This window comes from Mitsuokella apri, from assembly GCF_051886055.1.
Classification (GTDB): Bacteria; Bacillota; Negativicutes; order Selenomonadales; family Selenomonadaceae; genus Mitsuokella.
In genome coordinates, this window is the sequence record NZ_JBJEXT010000027.1 from 35,261 (window position 1) to 50,488 (window position 15,228).

Consider the following 15,228-nt stretch of genomic DNA (forward strand, 5'->3'; position numbering starts at 1 on the left):
TATTATACACCAACTCCGCGCAAAATATCGATAGGATTTGTCTTTCCCACAAATACAATGCCAAATATGCTATACTATTCAAAGAATACTTAGAAAAACTCCGAAAGAGGTGTTTGCATGCTTGAAAAAGACATCTATCCGCTGATTGCCTCGGAGCTCAAGGCGAAGCCCTATCAGGTCGAGGCTGCAGCCAAGCTTCTCGATGAAGGAAATACCGTGCCTTTTATCGCGCGGTACCGCAAGGAAGCCACGGGCTCACTCGAAGATGAGCAGCTGCGTGAACTCGAGGAACGCCTTGCCTATCTGCGCGGACTTGTCAAACGTCAGGAAGAAATCCTCGCCAAGATTGAAGAGCAGGGAAAACTCACCGCCGAACTGCGCCAGGCCATCGAGAAGACGAGCAAACTGCAGGAACTCGAAGACCTCTACCTGCCTTATAAGCAGAAGAAACGCACGCGCGCCCAAATTGCCCGCGAGCGCGGCCTTGAGCCCCTGGCCAACCGGATGATGCTTTCTCTCGACCAAAAAGGCAGTGCGGAATCTCTGGCCGCTGAATTCTGCAATCCTGAAAAAGAAATCGAAACAGCGCAGGATGCTCTGCAGGGAGCCATGGACATCGCGGCTGAGACCATCATGGAAGATGCCAAAATCCGTCAGAACATGCGCGAACATATCTTTAAAACGGGCAGCCTGCAGACGGAGCTGCAGGAGGATGCTCCGGAAGAGAGCAAACAGATTTTCCGCATGTACGAAAATTATGAAGAGCCCGTACACCGCCTGCCGCCGCACCGCATCCTCGCCATCAACCGCGGCGAAAAACTCGGCTGTCTCAAAGTCACGCTCATGACAGACCACGAGGATAACTGCCAGAGGATTGAACGCCGGCTGCGGCGGAAGCCCTCTATCTGGTCAAAATATCTGCGTCTTGCCATTGAAGACGGCTACAAACGCCTGCTCTTCCCCTCTCTTGCACGCGAAATCCGCACAGCTCTCACGGAGACGGCCGAAAAACACGCCATCCATCTCTTTGGCGTCAACCTGCGTCAGCTTCTGCTGCAGGCGCCGCTGGCCGGCCACACGGTCATGGGGCTCGACCCCGGCTACCGCAACGGCTGCAAGATGGCCGTAGTCGACCCGACGGGACGCGTGCTCGACTTCGGCGTCCTGCAGATTACCCAGAGCGAGCATGCCCGTCAGACAGCTGCCGAAAAAGTCCTCGCTTCCATCAAAAAAAATCACGTAACGCTGCTTTCCATCGGCAACGGCACGGCCTCATACGAAACAGAGCAGTTTGCGGCCAAGCTCATCGCCGAACATCATTTAAAAGATGTCCATTATATCATCACGAACGAAGCCGGCGCTTCTGTCTATTCGGCGTCCAAACTCGCCAAAGAAGAACTGCCTGATTACGATGTCGTCATCCGCGGTGCCGTCTCAATTGCACGCCGCGTACAGGACCCTCTCGCCGAGCTCGTCAAAATTGACCCTCAGGCCATCGGCGTCGGCCAGTACCAGCATGATGTCAATCAGAAGGAACTCGCAGCAGCCCTCGATGCCACCATCGAAGCTGCCGTCAACCATGTCGGTGTTGACCTCAATACGGCTTCGGGCGCACTTTTGCGCCATATTGCCGGCATCAATGCCACAACAGCGAAAAACATCGTCACCTACCGCAATGAACACGGCGTTTTTTCAAGCCGCCGCCAGCTTCTCAAAGTTCCGCGCCTCGGCCCCGCGGCTTTTACGCAGTGCGCCGGCTTCCTGCGGATTCACGACGGCAAGTCACCGCTTGACAATACGCCGGTACACCCGGAGTCTTATGAGCTCGCCGAAAAAATACTCGCAAAACTCGGCTTTACTCTAAATGACCTCACGGACAAGGCACAGCTCTCGCTGCTGCAGGCCAAACGCCGCCTGCTCGATGAACGCAGGGAGCAGGAACTCGCAAAATCCCTGCAGGCCGGTCTGCCGACCGTTCACGACATTCTCGATGCCCTCGTGAGCCCCGGACGCGACCCGCGCGAGGACCTGCCCGCACCGCTGACGCGTCAGGCCATCGTCAATCTCGCAGACCTCAAGCCCGGCACAATTCTGCGCGGCACCGTACGCAACATCACGGATTTCGGCGCTTTCGTCGACATCGGCCTGCATCAGGACGGACTCATCCACATTTCCGAGCTCTCCAAAAAACGTGTCAAACACCCTCTCGAAGTCGTTTCCATTGGCCAGGTCCTCAAAGTCATGGTCATCAGCGTCGACGAAAAACGCGGCCGCATCGGCCTTTCCCTCAAACAGGTGCCAAAAGGAGAAAAGCTTTCATGAATATTTTTTCACAACTTTTACCGCGGATTGATTTAGACAAGATTTGCGGGTCCATCCAGAAACCGTCTGACGAGCTGTCACAGAAAGCACGCTCTCTTCTCCGCGAACAATTTGGAGACGCAGAAGAGGAGTTGGGCAGGCTCGCCCCCCTTGTCCTGCGCTGGCTCGATATTTCCGGAAAACTCTATCCGCAGGCCCCGAAAAAAAGCGTGATCATTTGCTGTGCGGACCACGGCGTGGCTGAAGAGGGCGTCAGTGCTTATCCGCAGCAGACGACTCTGGAAATGGCAAAGAACTATATGCTCCGCAACGGCGCTGCTGCCAACGCCTTCTCGGCCTATGCCGGCGCTTCCCTGCTCGTCGCTGACCTTGGCATCGCCGCTGACACGGCCGATATTCCGGACCTTTTCCCGCTGCGCATTGCCGCGGGCACAAAAAACATGACCAAGGGACCGGCCATGACGCGGGAACAGGCCAGCGCTTCCATCAAAACAGGCATCCTGCTGGCCCATTTCCTGATTGATAACGGCTGCGACTGGATCCTGCCGGGAGAAATGGGCATTGCCAATACGACGGCCAGCGCGGCCATCGCCGCGGTCTGCTGCGGCAAAACGCCCGAAGAAGTCACGGGACGCGGCACCAATATCTCCGACACGCGCCTCAAGAAAAAAATCGAGGTCGTGCGCCGTGCCCTTGCAGTCAATCAGCCAAATCCCAACGATGCCCTCGATATCCTCGCCAAGGTCGGCGGCTTTGAATTTGGCTGCATGGCCGGCCTGATTCTCGGCGCTGCGTCTGCAAAAAAAGCCGTCATACTCGACGGCGCCAACTGCGCCGCGGCCGCCCTGCTCGCCCAGAAACTCGCCCCCGAGTCAATTTCCTACGTATTCGCCTCCCATCTTGGTTCAGAAGCATCCCATCATCATATGCTCCAGCAGCTCGGCCTGCAGCCATTCCTGCATCTTGACCTGCGCCTGAGCGAAGCTGCCGGCTCTGCCATCGCCGCGCGTATCATGGAGGATTTCCTCGCTTACTGGTATACGACGCAGGAAAAAGTTCCTGCTGATATTGGCTGGTACGACTTCTGCAAAATCCTGCAGCAGGGAGAATACTGTGTGCTCAATCTGAAAGAATATGCACATTACTACGATGACAAAGACGACGACCTCATCAACGCCTTTACGATGTCTGAGCAAAATGTACAGCTGACTGACACGACTTTTGACTTTTATCTTGATTCCATGCCGGATTTGGATAAAAATGCCATGGACGTATGCCGGCACCGCATCGACCATCTGACCAAGCCCATAGACAGTCTCGGCTGTCTGGAACAGATTGCCTGCGCCATAGCAGGTACCAGCGGCATAGAACGCCCTGGCAAAGATACACAGCGCGTCCTGCAGATTTTCTCGCTGCGCGAGAAACTTTCGCTTTCGTTATCCCTGCTTTTAAAATCCTGCGGGGCCTCCGCCGGCTTCCAGATTTATTTCGAACAGGTCAATACGGAGAAAAGCCCCGCCGCGGCCTTTGACTTTGGCCGTGAAGAAGGGGAAGTTGCCGCCGCCCTCCATCCCCTCCTCGCCTTAGGCGTCGATGAAGCAAGTACCGAAGATGCCCCCGGCACCATGGCCGCAGCTCTCAGGCAGACTTTACTGACAGCAGATGGCGAGCTTCGCTATCCTGCCGATACGTTCCTGAAATATGTGCCTGAAAAATATCAGCACCTCGTGTCGGCCCTTCTCGGTGCCATCATCGCGGGCGCCCATAATCACGGCCTGATCCTGCTCGACAGCGATGCCCTGAAAATCATCGCGCGCTACGCTTTGCAGATTGCACCGGAAATCCGCTCTTATCTGCTGCCCGTACAGCCGGAACTCGTCGACCTCAATCTGCGCCTGCCCGGTCTCACGGCAGCCTGCGGCATGCAGATTGTCCTCGCCTCCCTCTTTATGCTCAACAATATGAAGACGTTCGAAGAAACGAAGGTCTCGATTGCCACGAGCGGCCCCGGCAGCGTGCGCCAAAATCAGCAGCATGATAAAGCAGATACCATACAAAAACAATAACAGGAACACAGACAAAAAATCGCTGGGAACTGTCCCAGCGATTTTTTTACTGCCCATTGCGCCATTACAAAGACAGCCTCTATTTTTATTGCTGCAGACCGAGTTCGTCTTTATGGGCCTGCATGCCCTCGATGCAGCACTGCATGACATCGGCGGCATCCATGCCGAGCATTGCAAAGCCCTGCTTGATGATATCGCGATTGCATTTTGCCGCAAAGCGCTTGTCCTTGAATTTTTTCTTGAGACTTTTGACGGCCATGCCATCGAGGCCCTCAGGGCGCATGAGCGCATAGGCCTGTACGATGCCCGTGAGCTCATCGACGGTGAAAAGGCTCTTCGCGATGTTCGTTTCCGGCTTGACTTCATCCGTCGTGATGCCGTAGCCATGTGAGATAATCGTCTCAATATCCTCTTCCGGCACGCCTTCCGGCTCCAAGAGTTCCCGGACATGATGGCAGTGTTCATCCGGATATTTCTCATAATCGACATCATGCAGATAGCCAACGGCCTCCCAATGCGCCTTGTCTTCGCCAAAATGGTCGGCCATGGCCCCCATCGCCGCACTGACGGCCGCCGCATGGGTAAAAAGATGTGCCTCTGTCGTGTGTTTTGCCAGAATTTCCTTGGCCTTCGCTAACGTCAATTCGCTCATATAAATTCCTCCATCTGTAAGCTTCTGTACTATCTATTGTAACCATCTGTCCGCAAAATGCAACCATCCCCTGACATCTGACTTATCCACAATGTGCACAAGCTTTCCTGTGGATATTGTGGATAAGTCAGACTGAAGCCACAATATATGGCGATATTCTTCAAGTTATCCAAAGCATATTTGTGGATAAACCTGTGGAATGAATTTTACAGCTTTATAATGACACCTGAAGACAGTTCTAACACACAGGCAGTATAGTAAAGTCACTCAAGCAAAGGAGTGAGCATCATAAACATTTCCATGAAAAAACGCAGTCTCGCACTGGCCCTCGCCCTGTCGCTTACGGCAGGCTTCGGCATCGTACAGGCAAGCCCGGCAGAAAATCAGGCGCCGCCTGCCATGGCGCAGTCAGGAACTATGCCAGCTCCACCTGACGGACAGCTGCCCCCGGGACCGCCGCCAGATGGCCCGATGGGCGGACCTGGCAGGCAGCAGACGAAAAGCGCCGCGGATTTTACGGCAGCCAAAGTCGTCGATAACACAACAGCCTCTTATGACAAACTGTCTCTCTCCGCAGAGAACACAGACGAAAATGCCCTGCTCGTACGCAGCGGCGGCAAGGTGACGCTGACGAACAGCACTCTGCAGAAGACAGGCAATTCCTCGAGTGCGGATGCCTGCAATTTCAGCGGCCAGAACGCCGTCTTCCTCGCATCAAACAGCACGGCCTCGCTTTCAAACGTGACCCTGACGTCCGATGCTGACGGTGCCAACGCCGTCTTCGCGACGGGCAAAAACAGCGTGATTACGGCCGATCACCTGACAATTCACACGAAAAACAATTCCTCGCGCGGCCTCGATGCCACCTACGACGGCACGATTAATGCCACGAATGTCGACATCACGACGGAAGGCGCACACTGCGGCGCCTTGGCCACGGACCGCGGCGAAGGCACGGTCATCGTCAAAAACGCCAAAATCAATACATCCGGTGAAGGCAGCCCCTGCATCTATTCAACGGGCAATATCCAGCTGACCGACGGCACTGGCGAAGCCACGGGCAGTGAGATTGCCGTCGTAGAAGGCAAAAATTCAATCGCACTCCAAAATGCGGACCTCACGGGCCATGTCGGCCACGGCATTATGCTTTACCAGAGCTTCTCCGGTGATGCCGGCGTCGGCGAGGCAAGTTTCAGTGCCAAGGATTCCAAACTCACGAATCTGTCCTCGGGCCCGATGTTCTACATCACGAACACGACAGCCACGGCTTCGCTCGAAAATACACAGCTTGTACAGGACGGCGATATCCTTGTAAATGTCACGAGCGGCCGCTGGGGCACGGCGGGCAAAAACGGCGGCAATTTCACGCTGAATACCGCGAACCAGAAGCTCACTGGCAAGATCCTGGCCAACAAGATCAGCAGCGTCACGCTGAACCTCGGCGATAAGGCCAGCTTCCGTGGCTCCCTCAATGAAGACAACGCCGCAAAGACGGCTTCGGTAAACCTCAAAAAGGGCAGCAGCTGGGAGCTCACGGCTGACTCTTACGTCACGGCCATCACGGATGAGAATGCAAAATTCCGGAACATCAAGAGCAATGGCCACAACATCTACTACGATAAGAACAGCAATGCTTCCCTGAATGGCAGGACCATCAAACTGCCGGGCGGCGGCAGGCTCATCGCCAAATAAAATCACCCAGGAAAAGAAAAGGAAGGGCTGGAAAATCCAGTTCCTTCCTTTTTATTTATTGACAATATTTCATTTCACCAGCAAAGTCAGCATGTATGGCATTTTTCGTAGATGCCGTGCTCCTTGAGCGTCTTGACGACGGTCTCGCCGATATGGGCAACGGTGTCCGCGACCTCAATGCCGACAGCATTGAGGGCCTTGATTTTATCCGCCGCCGTGCCCTTGCCGCCCGAAATGATGGCGCCGGCATGGCCCATGCGTTTGCCCGGGGGCGCCTGACGGCCGGCGATGAACGCCGCCACTGGCTTATCCGGCATATTCTGCTGAATCCACTTGGCCGCATCTTCTTCCGCCGTGCCGCCAATCTCGCCGATCATGAGCACGGCGAGTGTTTCCGGATCTTCTTTGAACAGTTTCAGCGCATCGATGAAGTCCGTGCCCTTGACAGGGTCGCCGCCAATGCCAACAGCCGTTGTCTGGCCGATGCCCGCGGCCGTAAGCTGGAACGTCGCTTCGTACGTCAGGGTGCCGGAACGCGAAATGACGCCGACATGACCTTTCCGGTGAATGTAGCCCGGAATAATGCCAAGCTTGCATTCATCGGCCGTGAGGATACCGGGACAGTTCGGGCCAATCAGCCGCGTCCTGCGGCCTTCCATATAGCGGCGCACCTTGACCATATCCTGCACGGGGATATGCTCCGTGATGCAGACCACGACGTCAAGCTCTGCATCCACGGCCTCCATGATGGAATCGGCAGCAAAACGCGCCGGCACATAGATGACCGAAGCCGTTGCGCCCGTCGCTTTGACCGCATCGCGCACCGTATTGTACACAGGGATGCCCTCGACAAACTGGCCTCCCTTGCCAGGCGTCACACCGGCCACGATTTTGGTACCGTAGTCGAGCATCTGCTTCGTATGAAACGTCGCAGCCTTGCCTGTAATGCCCTGTACGATGACTTTTGTATCTTTATGAACCAAGATTCCCATAAGACGACCTCCTCATGCTTTGGCGTCGGCTTCTTTGACGAGCCGTACGATGGTTTCTGCGCCGCCCTCCATGGTTGGAGCCATGATGACGTTCGCAATCGGCGTATCCTTGAGAATCTCGCGTCCCCGTTCCACGTTGGTTCCTTCGAGGCGTACAACGACCGGCACCGGCAGGGAATGGCCATCCTCGGAAACAATCTTAGCCGCATCGACAATGCCCTGTGCTACGAGGTCGCATTTATTGATGCCGCCAAAGATATTGACAAAAATCCCCTTGGCCTGTCCGCCATCGAGCATAATGCGGAAGGCCTCAGCAATCTTCTCCGGCGTGGAATCGCCGCCAACATCGAGGAAGTTGGCTGGTTCGCCGCCATAATATTTGATGATATCCACGGTAGCCATAGCAAGGCCGGCACCATTGACCATGCAGGCCACGTCACCGCCGAGGTTGACGTAGTTGAGACCTGCTTCGGCCGCACGTCGCTCTTTCGGGTCTTCTTCTGTCTCATCACGCAGGGCCTCGATATCCGGGTGACGGAACAGTGCACTGTCATCAAAGTTCAGCTTGGCATCGAGGGCCACGACATCGTCATCTTCCGTGACCACCAGAGGATTGATTTCCGCAAGACTGCAGTCCTTGCCGACAAAAGCCTTGTACAGATTCATCATGAGCTTCGTGACCTTGCGCACAGCGGCCTGCGGGAAATGCATGCCATAAGCCATGCGGCTGGCCTGGAACGGCAGCAGACCGACAGCCGGGTCAATGTATTCCTTGAGAATCTTATCCGGCATCTCGGCAGCGACTTTTTCAATTTCCATGCCGCCTTCTTCCGAACCCATCATGACGACGCGTGCCGTCTGTCGGTCAATGACAAAGGAAAGATAATATTCCTTCTTGATGGCCGCACCTGCCTCGATGAGCAGGCGATTGACCTTCTTGCCCGCAGGGCCGGTCTGATGCGTGACGAGGATTTTGCCTAAAAGTTCTTCTGCCGCTTTGCCAGCAGCCTCCGGGGAATGGACGACCTTGACGCCGCCCGCCTTGCCGCGGCCGCCGGCATGAATCTGCGCCTTGACGACTACGGTTTCTGTGCCAAGCTCCTTGGCATTTTCGATGGCCTCTTCTACGGAAAAGGCGGGTTTGCCCTCAGGAACGTTAACTCCATAAGAGCGCAGGATGGCCTTACTCTGATATTCGTGGATATTCATAGACAATCTCCTATTTATTTGCTGTATGATAAGCCTCGAGTTTCTTTGCAGCTTCATGAAGCATATCCTGGGTAATCTTATACGGCATGATGCGCACGTCCTGCTTTTTCTCCGTCGCGCGGAATACGCGGTGGATATCTTCCTCACTCGCGCAGGTCTCCTGACGGCAGGTCGGCAGGCCTATGCTGCGGCAGAACGCATAAAAGCGTTTGAATTCCTCCTGCTGGCCATCGCAGAGCAAAAGAAGCAGAATGCCGTAGGCCACGAGCCCGCCGTGCTGCCGGCACTGTTCAGCCGCCGGCAGATCCGCGAGCTCTACAAAGAGCTGATGGGCGATATGCCCGTTGAACTCCGGAGCAGCAAAATTCGAAACAAGGCCGCTCGTCATGACAATGGAAAGAATGACTTCCTCAAAAGCCGGGCTCACAATATGGCGTTTATTATCGGCTACAGCCTGCTCGCCATAATCGTAAAGCGGGTCGAGGCACATCCTCGACAGAGCGATGCCCATGCCGTCCCGGTGATTGAGCTTGCGGCCGCGCGAGGCGATTTCCGCCTCATAGTACTTGGCCATCGTATCGCCAATGCCGCGCAGGAGATACTCGACCGGAGCCTGCGCCATGATGCGGCTGCAGAGGAATACATGGACTGGGGGAATCGTCGAATAAAGATAATCCTGGAATTTTCCCTCCGGCGTATAGATGGTAGCAATACTGGCAGATGCCGCACAGCTGCCAGCGACCGTAGGAAATGTAAAGAATGGCTTATGCTGTTTATGCGCCACAGCCTTAGCCGTATCAATGGCCTTGCCGCCCCCCACGGCAAAGACCATATCCGCAGCCCGTACAGCGGAATCGTTGTTGATGCGGTCGATATTTTCAAGAGACGTCTGTCCCCCCGCATGGATGAAGCCCGTAAACTCCAGCCCCACGCCTTCCACAGCGCGCACCATCTTTTCCTGTGCCGCCTCGATGCCGCGCCTGCCGCCAATGACGACAACGCTCTTGCCGTAGCGTGGGCAGACCTCGCGGATTTTGTCGTATGCTTCAACACCAATTGTATAATCCGGAAAAATCATGGTATAGCGGTCATTCATCTTACTTTCCCCCTTTCCCTATCCTGCTTCTTTTAGTCTTTTTGTCCCAGAACGTATACCGTCTGAGCTTTCCACGTATCCCCCTTCTTGAGAATCGGCTGTGGGAAATTCGGGTTGGCGAACGCATTCGGGAAATACTGTGTCTCAAGGCAGAAGCCCGTGCGGCGCTGGAATCTTACGCCATCCTTGCCCGGCAGGCTGCCGTTCAAATAATTGCCCGTATAGAACTGAACGCCCGGCTGCGTCGTGTAGCAGGTCAGCGTAAAGCCGGACTGATCGGATTCTGCATAAGCCGCTTTCTTGAGGCCTCCGTTCACATAATCGATTGGGCAGCTCGGGTCAAAACCGAACATCCCCGGCTTCATCTCAACAACCGGCTTCTCGTCGCGGATCACCCAGTTATGGTCATAGCCATGGCCCATGACGAGTTCATCAAAATCATCATCGATGTGCTCGCCAATGCGAGTCGGCTGGCGAAGGTCCATCGGCGTGCCCTCTACATCAAGGATACGGCCATCCGGCAGGGATTCCGCATCGGCCCAGGTATATTTGTCGGCAAAGATCTGGATTTTCTGGTCCAGCACCGGGCCCGAGGCAAAGCCATTGAGATTGAAATATGTATGATTCGTGAGATTGCAGACCGTGTCCGCATCCGAGACAGCTTCATAGCGGATGGACAGCTCATTGTCATTCGACAGCGAATAGAGAACGTTTACTGTCATATTACCGGGATAGCCGCCCTCACCGTCTGCGGCATGATACGTAAGCTTCACGCCCTGATCTGTCTCTTCTGCCGTCCAGAGTTTCTGATGGAAGCCCTTAAAGCCGCCATGAATGTGGTTCTGCATCTTAGAACCCGTATTGAGGTCCAGCTGATACGTCTTGCCATCAATCGTCACCTTGCCGCCGGCGATGCGGTTTGCATGGCGTCCCACGAGACCGCCCATGCTCGTATCATCTTTTTCATAATCCGAACCGTCCGCATATCCAAGTACAATATCCGTACGTTTATGGTCTTTGCCATAGGCACTCCAAGCCACCAGACGTGCGCCAAATGTCGTAACCTTGACTTCCGTTCCCTTCGTATTGCGCAGCGTATAGAGTTCTACCTCTCTGCCATCGCTGAGTTTTCCAAATGGTTCCTTTGTGATCGTAGCCATGCAGCATACCTCCCGGAATAAATTGATATCGCCGAATTGAATATGATTTCGGACAATTTTATACGACTTCACTTTACTATGTATTAACGTATTTGTCAAATTAATTTCGTCTTCCTGTGTAATACTGTTACATTTATCAAGTTAAACAATTTGTGTCAATTGTGCTATAATTATGCTATAATGCAATCATAGTTGTAGATTTGCATGTAGTTTAAGAGGGGGAATCATGATGAAAGAGAAGAGTGCTTTTATTTTCTTCAACTGCGATGAAGAGAAAAGCCAGAAGTCGATGAACTTATTTTACAACAAAGAGATCTTCCGTGATCTCAAGGTCTCCCGCAAGGCTCTTTTAAGCAAGATTGAAGAAGAGATTGCTGCCGGCCGCATTCATGCAAAAGAAGAGGACCTGCCCGCTATCCGCGATGCCATCCTCAAGGGAGACCCAACCGATGCCAGTGCCTACATCCAGTATGGCACGATCCTGTCCTTTCCGATTGTTTAAGGCACACAAAAAAGACGTCACCTCAGATAGAAGTGACGTCTTTTTTTATATCCGGATTTCATCGAGATGATTCACGACCGTGTCCGCTAAGGAAAGGTCCTGCCTGCCGGAATGCGGGCTGCGGAACCCGATGCAGTACATGCCGGCACGTTTCGCAGCCAATACCCCCGCTGCCGTATCTTCAAGCACCATGCATTCTGCAGGGCTTACGCCGAGCTTCTCTGCACTGAGCAGATAGATAGCCGGGTCCGGCTTGCTCTTCGGCAGCGTGCTGCCCGAAATGACGGATTTGAAATACGGACGGATGGCAAAAGCATCGAGCACGGTTTCCATGACCTTCTCCCAGGAAGATGTGGCCAGTGCCAGGGGAATTCCCTTATGGTAAAGTTTCTTGATGAGTGCGACTGAGCCTTCAATCGGTTTTATAGCACCGCTCTGCAGGACTTCAAGATAATGCTCGTGCTTATAACACACAAGCTCCTCTACCGAAAGGTCTTTACGCCCCTCTTTGGCAATTACTTCGCCAAATATCTCATTACTCGTCCTGCCCATATAATAAATGAGGTCCGCTTCATCAAAAGGCAGGCCAAAATGATGGAAGGTATCCATCTTGACGCGGGAATGAATGGGCTCACTGTCCAGAATGACACCATCCATATCGAAAATAAATGCTGCTGGCTGCAAAAAAAGAACCTCCCCGTAATGTGTTAACTCCATTATACGGGAAGGTCCGGCTGCTGGCAATATCAAAAACCAGCCTGAAAAACGAGATTCATGAAGAACAGAAAGCCAAGGCCGTAGCTCAGGGCGTGCAGTTCGCGCGAGCGGCCGTTCATGAGCTTGAGCAGAGGATAAGCCGTAAAACCAAAGGCCAGCCCCGTCGAAATACTGCCGGAGAGCGGAATCAGCACCACGACGAGAAAGGCCGGGAACCACTCCGAAAAGTCCTTGAAGTCCATATGCTGCAGCTGCTGCATCATCATGGCCCCTGTGATGATGATGACGGGCGCAATAGCCGCCTGCGGCACATAGGAGAGCAGCGGGATAAAGAACAATGATACGAGGAAGAGCACGGCTGCGGTCAGGGCCATGAGCCCCGTGCGCCCGCCGCTGGCGATGCCGGCAGCACTTTCTGCCGCTGCAACAGTAGGACTTGTCCCCAGGAGACTCGAAAGAATGGTCGTCAGGGCCGAACCGCGGAACGTCCGCGAAAATTTATTGCGGTCAGGCAGAATGCCTTCCAAAAGCCCCATCGTCTCAAATATCATGATCATGGACATCGAGAACACAGAAAGCAGAAACGGAATGGTCAGGATATGATGGAAATCAGCCTGGAACAGCAGCTGCGGATAATCGTAGATATGGGAAAAATCGAGGTCGAGCGGTGCAGCATCCTTGAGCCCGAAAAACTGCGCCACGGCAGTCGTCACCAGTATGGCAATAAAGAAACTGCCAGTCACACCGCGCAGATAAAGGGCCAGACTCAAGACAAGGCCAAATAAGGCCAGCAGCGCCATGGGATTTGTCAAAGCCCCAAGTTCGATGATGGAATTTGTACCGGAGCGGATGAGCTGTGCTTTTTCAAGGCCAATCTCAACGAGGAACAGGCCAATGCCTGCCGTAATGGCACACTTGAGCGAATTCGGCACAGCACTGGCGATGCGTTCACGCCATTTCGTGCAGGCTACGTAAGCAAAAATCACCCCTGAAACAAGAGAAATCGCAATGGCCTCCTGCCAGGAAAGTCCCATCTGCACGCAGACCGTATACGTGAAAAAGGCATTGATGCCCATGCCCGGAGTCAGTACAATCGGTGCATCCGCGACAAAAGCCATGATCAGACAGCCGATAATGGACGAAAAAATTGTGGCAAAGACGGAAAGCTCGGCCGGAATCCCCGCGTCAGCCAGAATAATGGGATTGACGACAATGATATAAGAAATTGCAAAAAAAGCCGTAATGCCAGCCAAAATTTCTTTTTGCCATAAACGGCGGTCCTTAAAAACGCCGCCAAACAATGACTTCATATTGTTCCCTCCTGAATCCTTTTTTCTTACTGATTCTAGTTTAACGATTTTAAGTAAAATAAAAAAGGACAAGAGTCCATTGCGTCCTAAAAATATTAAAATATTTATATTCAGAAAGTTTTCGCCGCCTCTTTTTTACGATATAATATTCCATAAGAAGAGAATCGGGCTTATACCATCTAAAGGAGTTTTTTCATGAAGCTTGAACAAGTGATTGAATTCATGCCTGAGAGCATTCGACGGCTTATCAATTATCGCACTTTCCTGCCCGGCGAAGCCTTGGTCCGCAAGGGAGAACGCGCCGATCATGTCTTCATCCTGACAAAGGGCACGACGCGCGTCAGCAATGAATTTGCCAGCGGACAGCGTTACAGCTTTGCCAAGCAGACTGTACCAGACCTTATCGGGGATCTTGAAGTCCTGGCGGATCAGGAGTTCTTTTCCACCACGAATGAAGCTGTGACAACCTGTGAAGTCATAGCCATGACGGCCGACACGTTCAAGCAGTGGATGAAACGCGACAATCATTTTGCCTGTGCCATCGCCAAAATGCTGGCAAAAAAAATGTATCCGACTTCCAATGAGAACGGCCGTATCAAATTCCAGCCAAGCATCCAGCGTCTGCAGCAATACCTGATTAAACGCCTGGATGATTCTCCATCAGATCTTTTCGTGCTGCACAGCAACCGGCAGCAGATTGCCGATGAAATCGGCACGAGTGTCAAGACGGTCAACCGCGGTGTCAGCAAACTTCGTGATGCGGATTTTATCAGCCTGTTTCACGGCAAGATTGCCATCAATGCCGAACAGCAGCAAAAATTGCGTACCCTGAGATTTGATGTATAAAAAATGCAGCCCCTGCAGGCTGCATTTTTTATATGCATATGTTACTGTATATTATGGTACGTTACTTTACAGGCAGCTCTGAAGTGCAGTGCGGGCAGCGCGTTGCATCGTCAGCAATCTCCTGCCTGCAGTACGGGCAGAGACGTGCTGCCTTCGCTTCTTTCTTCGGCATCAGACGGTTGACCTGCTTAATAAGCAGGAAAATGGCAAAGGAAACAATCAGGAAATCGACCACGGCATTAAGAAAGGAGCCATAGGCAATAACCGGCAGTCCAGCGGCTTTAGCCTCAGACAGCGTTGCTGCCGGCGTACTCGAAAGGTTCAAGAAGAGATTGGAAAAATCAACCCGTCCTAAAAGCAAACCGAGCGGCGGCATCAGGATATCGTTGACAAACGACGAAACAATCTTGCTGAAAGCTGCACCAATGATGATACCAACGGCCATGTCAAGAACATTGCCACGCATAATAAATTTCTTGAATTCGTCTAACATAAGCTTCTCCCCCATATAAACATATGAATAAAACAAAACCGCTTTCATTCTACCATAAGCAAAAAGAAATTCATAGCATAATCATAACACAAAAAAGCTCCGCCGCAGCGGAGCCTTTGCTTAACCGGCAACTTCCTATCCTCCCAGTCCGTCTCCAGACAAGTACTTTCG

General features: G+C 53.2%; 13 protein-coding genes. 5 read left to right on the top strand and 8 right to left on the bottom strand.

Annotation, left to right across the window (positions count from 1 at the left end; all coding sequences use genetic code 11):
• Positions 1-117 precede the first annotated feature (117 nt).
• Both ACI4OH_RS02775 and cobT read left to right on the top strand, forming a co-directional pair.
• Entirely contained in the window at positions 118-2,322 is a 2,205-nt protein-coding gene (locus tag ACI4OH_RS02775; protein WP_432646396.1) for a Tex family protein, read from the top strand.
• Positions 2,319-4,388, top strand: a complete 2,070-nt coding sequence (gene cobT / locus ACI4OH_RS02780; protein WP_432646395.1) for a nicotinate-nucleotide--dimethylbenzimidazole phosphoribosyltransferase — start codon at positions 2,319-2,321, stop codon at positions 4,386-4,388. Before ACI4OH_RS02775 ends, cobT begins: the two co-directional genes overlap by 4 nt.
• A gap of 85 nt (positions 4,389-4,473) precedes the next feature.
• Here the strand turns inward: cobT and ACI4OH_RS02785 are convergent, their stop codons facing one another.
• Positions 4,474-5,040, bottom strand: coding sequence for a hypothetical protein (locus tag ACI4OH_RS02785; RefSeq protein WP_432646394.1), 567 nt, complete (start codon positions 5,038-5,040; stop codon positions 4,474-4,476).
• 300 nt (positions 5,041-5,340) lie between these two features.
• On the opposite strand from ACI4OH_RS02785, the gene ACI4OH_RS02790 reads away from it, so the two are divergent.
• A complete protein-coding gene (locus ACI4OH_RS02790) occupies positions 5,341-6,732 on the top strand; it encodes a hypothetical protein (RefSeq protein ID WP_439784121.1) in 1,392 nt (463 codons plus the stop codon).
• An 86-nt stretch (positions 6,733-6,818) separates the two neighbouring features.
• Here the strand turns inward: ACI4OH_RS02790 and sucD are convergent, their stop codons facing one another.
• Genes sucD through ACI4OH_RS02810 form a run of 4 tightly spaced genes read right to left on the bottom strand, consistent with a single transcriptional unit; the run spans position 6,819 to position 11,189 of the window.
• Complete coding sequence (gene sucD / locus ACI4OH_RS02795) at positions 6,819-7,724, bottom strand: succinate--CoA ligase subunit alpha (RefSeq protein WP_432646392.1); 906 nt, start codon at positions 7,722-7,724, stop codon at positions 6,819-6,821.
• A gap of 12 nt (positions 7,725-7,736) precedes the next feature.
• Positions 7,737-8,933 (bottom strand): ADP-forming succinate--CoA ligase subunit beta, encoded by a 1,197-nt coding sequence (gene sucC / locus ACI4OH_RS02800; RefSeq protein WP_432646391.1) that lies wholly within the window; start codon positions 8,931-8,933, stop codon positions 7,737-7,739.
• 10 nt (positions 8,934-8,943) lie between these two features.
• Positions 8,944-10,029, bottom strand: coding sequence for an iron-containing alcohol dehydrogenase family protein (locus tag ACI4OH_RS02805; RefSeq protein ID WP_435722005.1), 1,086 nt, complete (start codon positions 10,027-10,029; stop codon positions 8,944-8,946).
• Between the two features lie 32 nt (positions 10,030-10,061).
• Complete coding sequence (locus ACI4OH_RS02810) at positions 10,062-11,189, bottom strand: aldose epimerase family protein (protein WP_435722004.1); 1,128 nt, start codon at positions 11,187-11,189, stop codon at positions 10,062-10,064.
• A gap of 226 nt (positions 11,190-11,415) precedes the next feature.
• Here ACI4OH_RS02810 and ACI4OH_RS02815 point away from each other — a divergent pair, with 226 nt between their 5' ends.
• The gene (locus tag ACI4OH_RS02815; RefSeq protein WP_432646388.1) at positions 11,416-11,691 is read left to right on the top strand and encodes a hypothetical protein; all 276 of its coding nucleotides are present in this window, start codon (positions 11,416-11,418) and stop codon (positions 11,689-11,691) included.
• A gap of 45 nt (positions 11,692-11,736) precedes the next feature.
• Here ACI4OH_RS02815 and ACI4OH_RS02820 read toward each other — a convergent pair whose 3' ends face one another.
• Both ACI4OH_RS02820 and ACI4OH_RS02825 read right to left on the bottom strand, forming a co-directional pair.
• Positions 11,737-12,375, bottom strand: a complete 639-nt coding sequence (locus tag ACI4OH_RS02820) for an HAD family hydrolase (RefSeq protein ID WP_439784122.1) — start codon at positions 12,373-12,375, stop codon at positions 11,737-11,739.
• A 62-nt stretch (positions 12,376-12,437) separates the two neighbouring features.
• The gene (locus tag ACI4OH_RS02825) at positions 12,438-13,718 is read right to left on the bottom strand and encodes an NCS2 family permease (protein WP_439784123.1); all 1,281 of its coding nucleotides are present in this window, start codon (positions 13,716-13,718) and stop codon (positions 12,438-12,440) included.
• Positions 13,719-13,913: 195 nt separating this feature from the next.
• Here ACI4OH_RS02825 and ACI4OH_RS02830 point away from each other — a divergent pair, with 195 nt between their 5' ends.
• The gene (locus tag ACI4OH_RS02830) at positions 13,914-14,564 is read left to right on the top strand and encodes a Crp/Fnr family transcriptional regulator (protein WP_435722001.1); all 651 of its coding nucleotides are present in this window, start codon (positions 13,914-13,916) and stop codon (positions 14,562-14,564) included.
• A gap of 61 nt (positions 14,565-14,625) precedes the next feature.
• Here the strand turns inward: ACI4OH_RS02830 and mscL are convergent, their stop codons facing one another.
• Positions 14,626-15,057, bottom strand: a complete 432-nt coding sequence (mscL, locus tag ACI4OH_RS02835; RefSeq protein WP_432646384.1) for a large conductance mechanosensitive channel protein MscL — start codon at positions 15,055-15,057, stop codon at positions 14,626-14,628.
• Between the last annotated feature and the right edge of the window lie 171 nt (positions 15,058-15,228).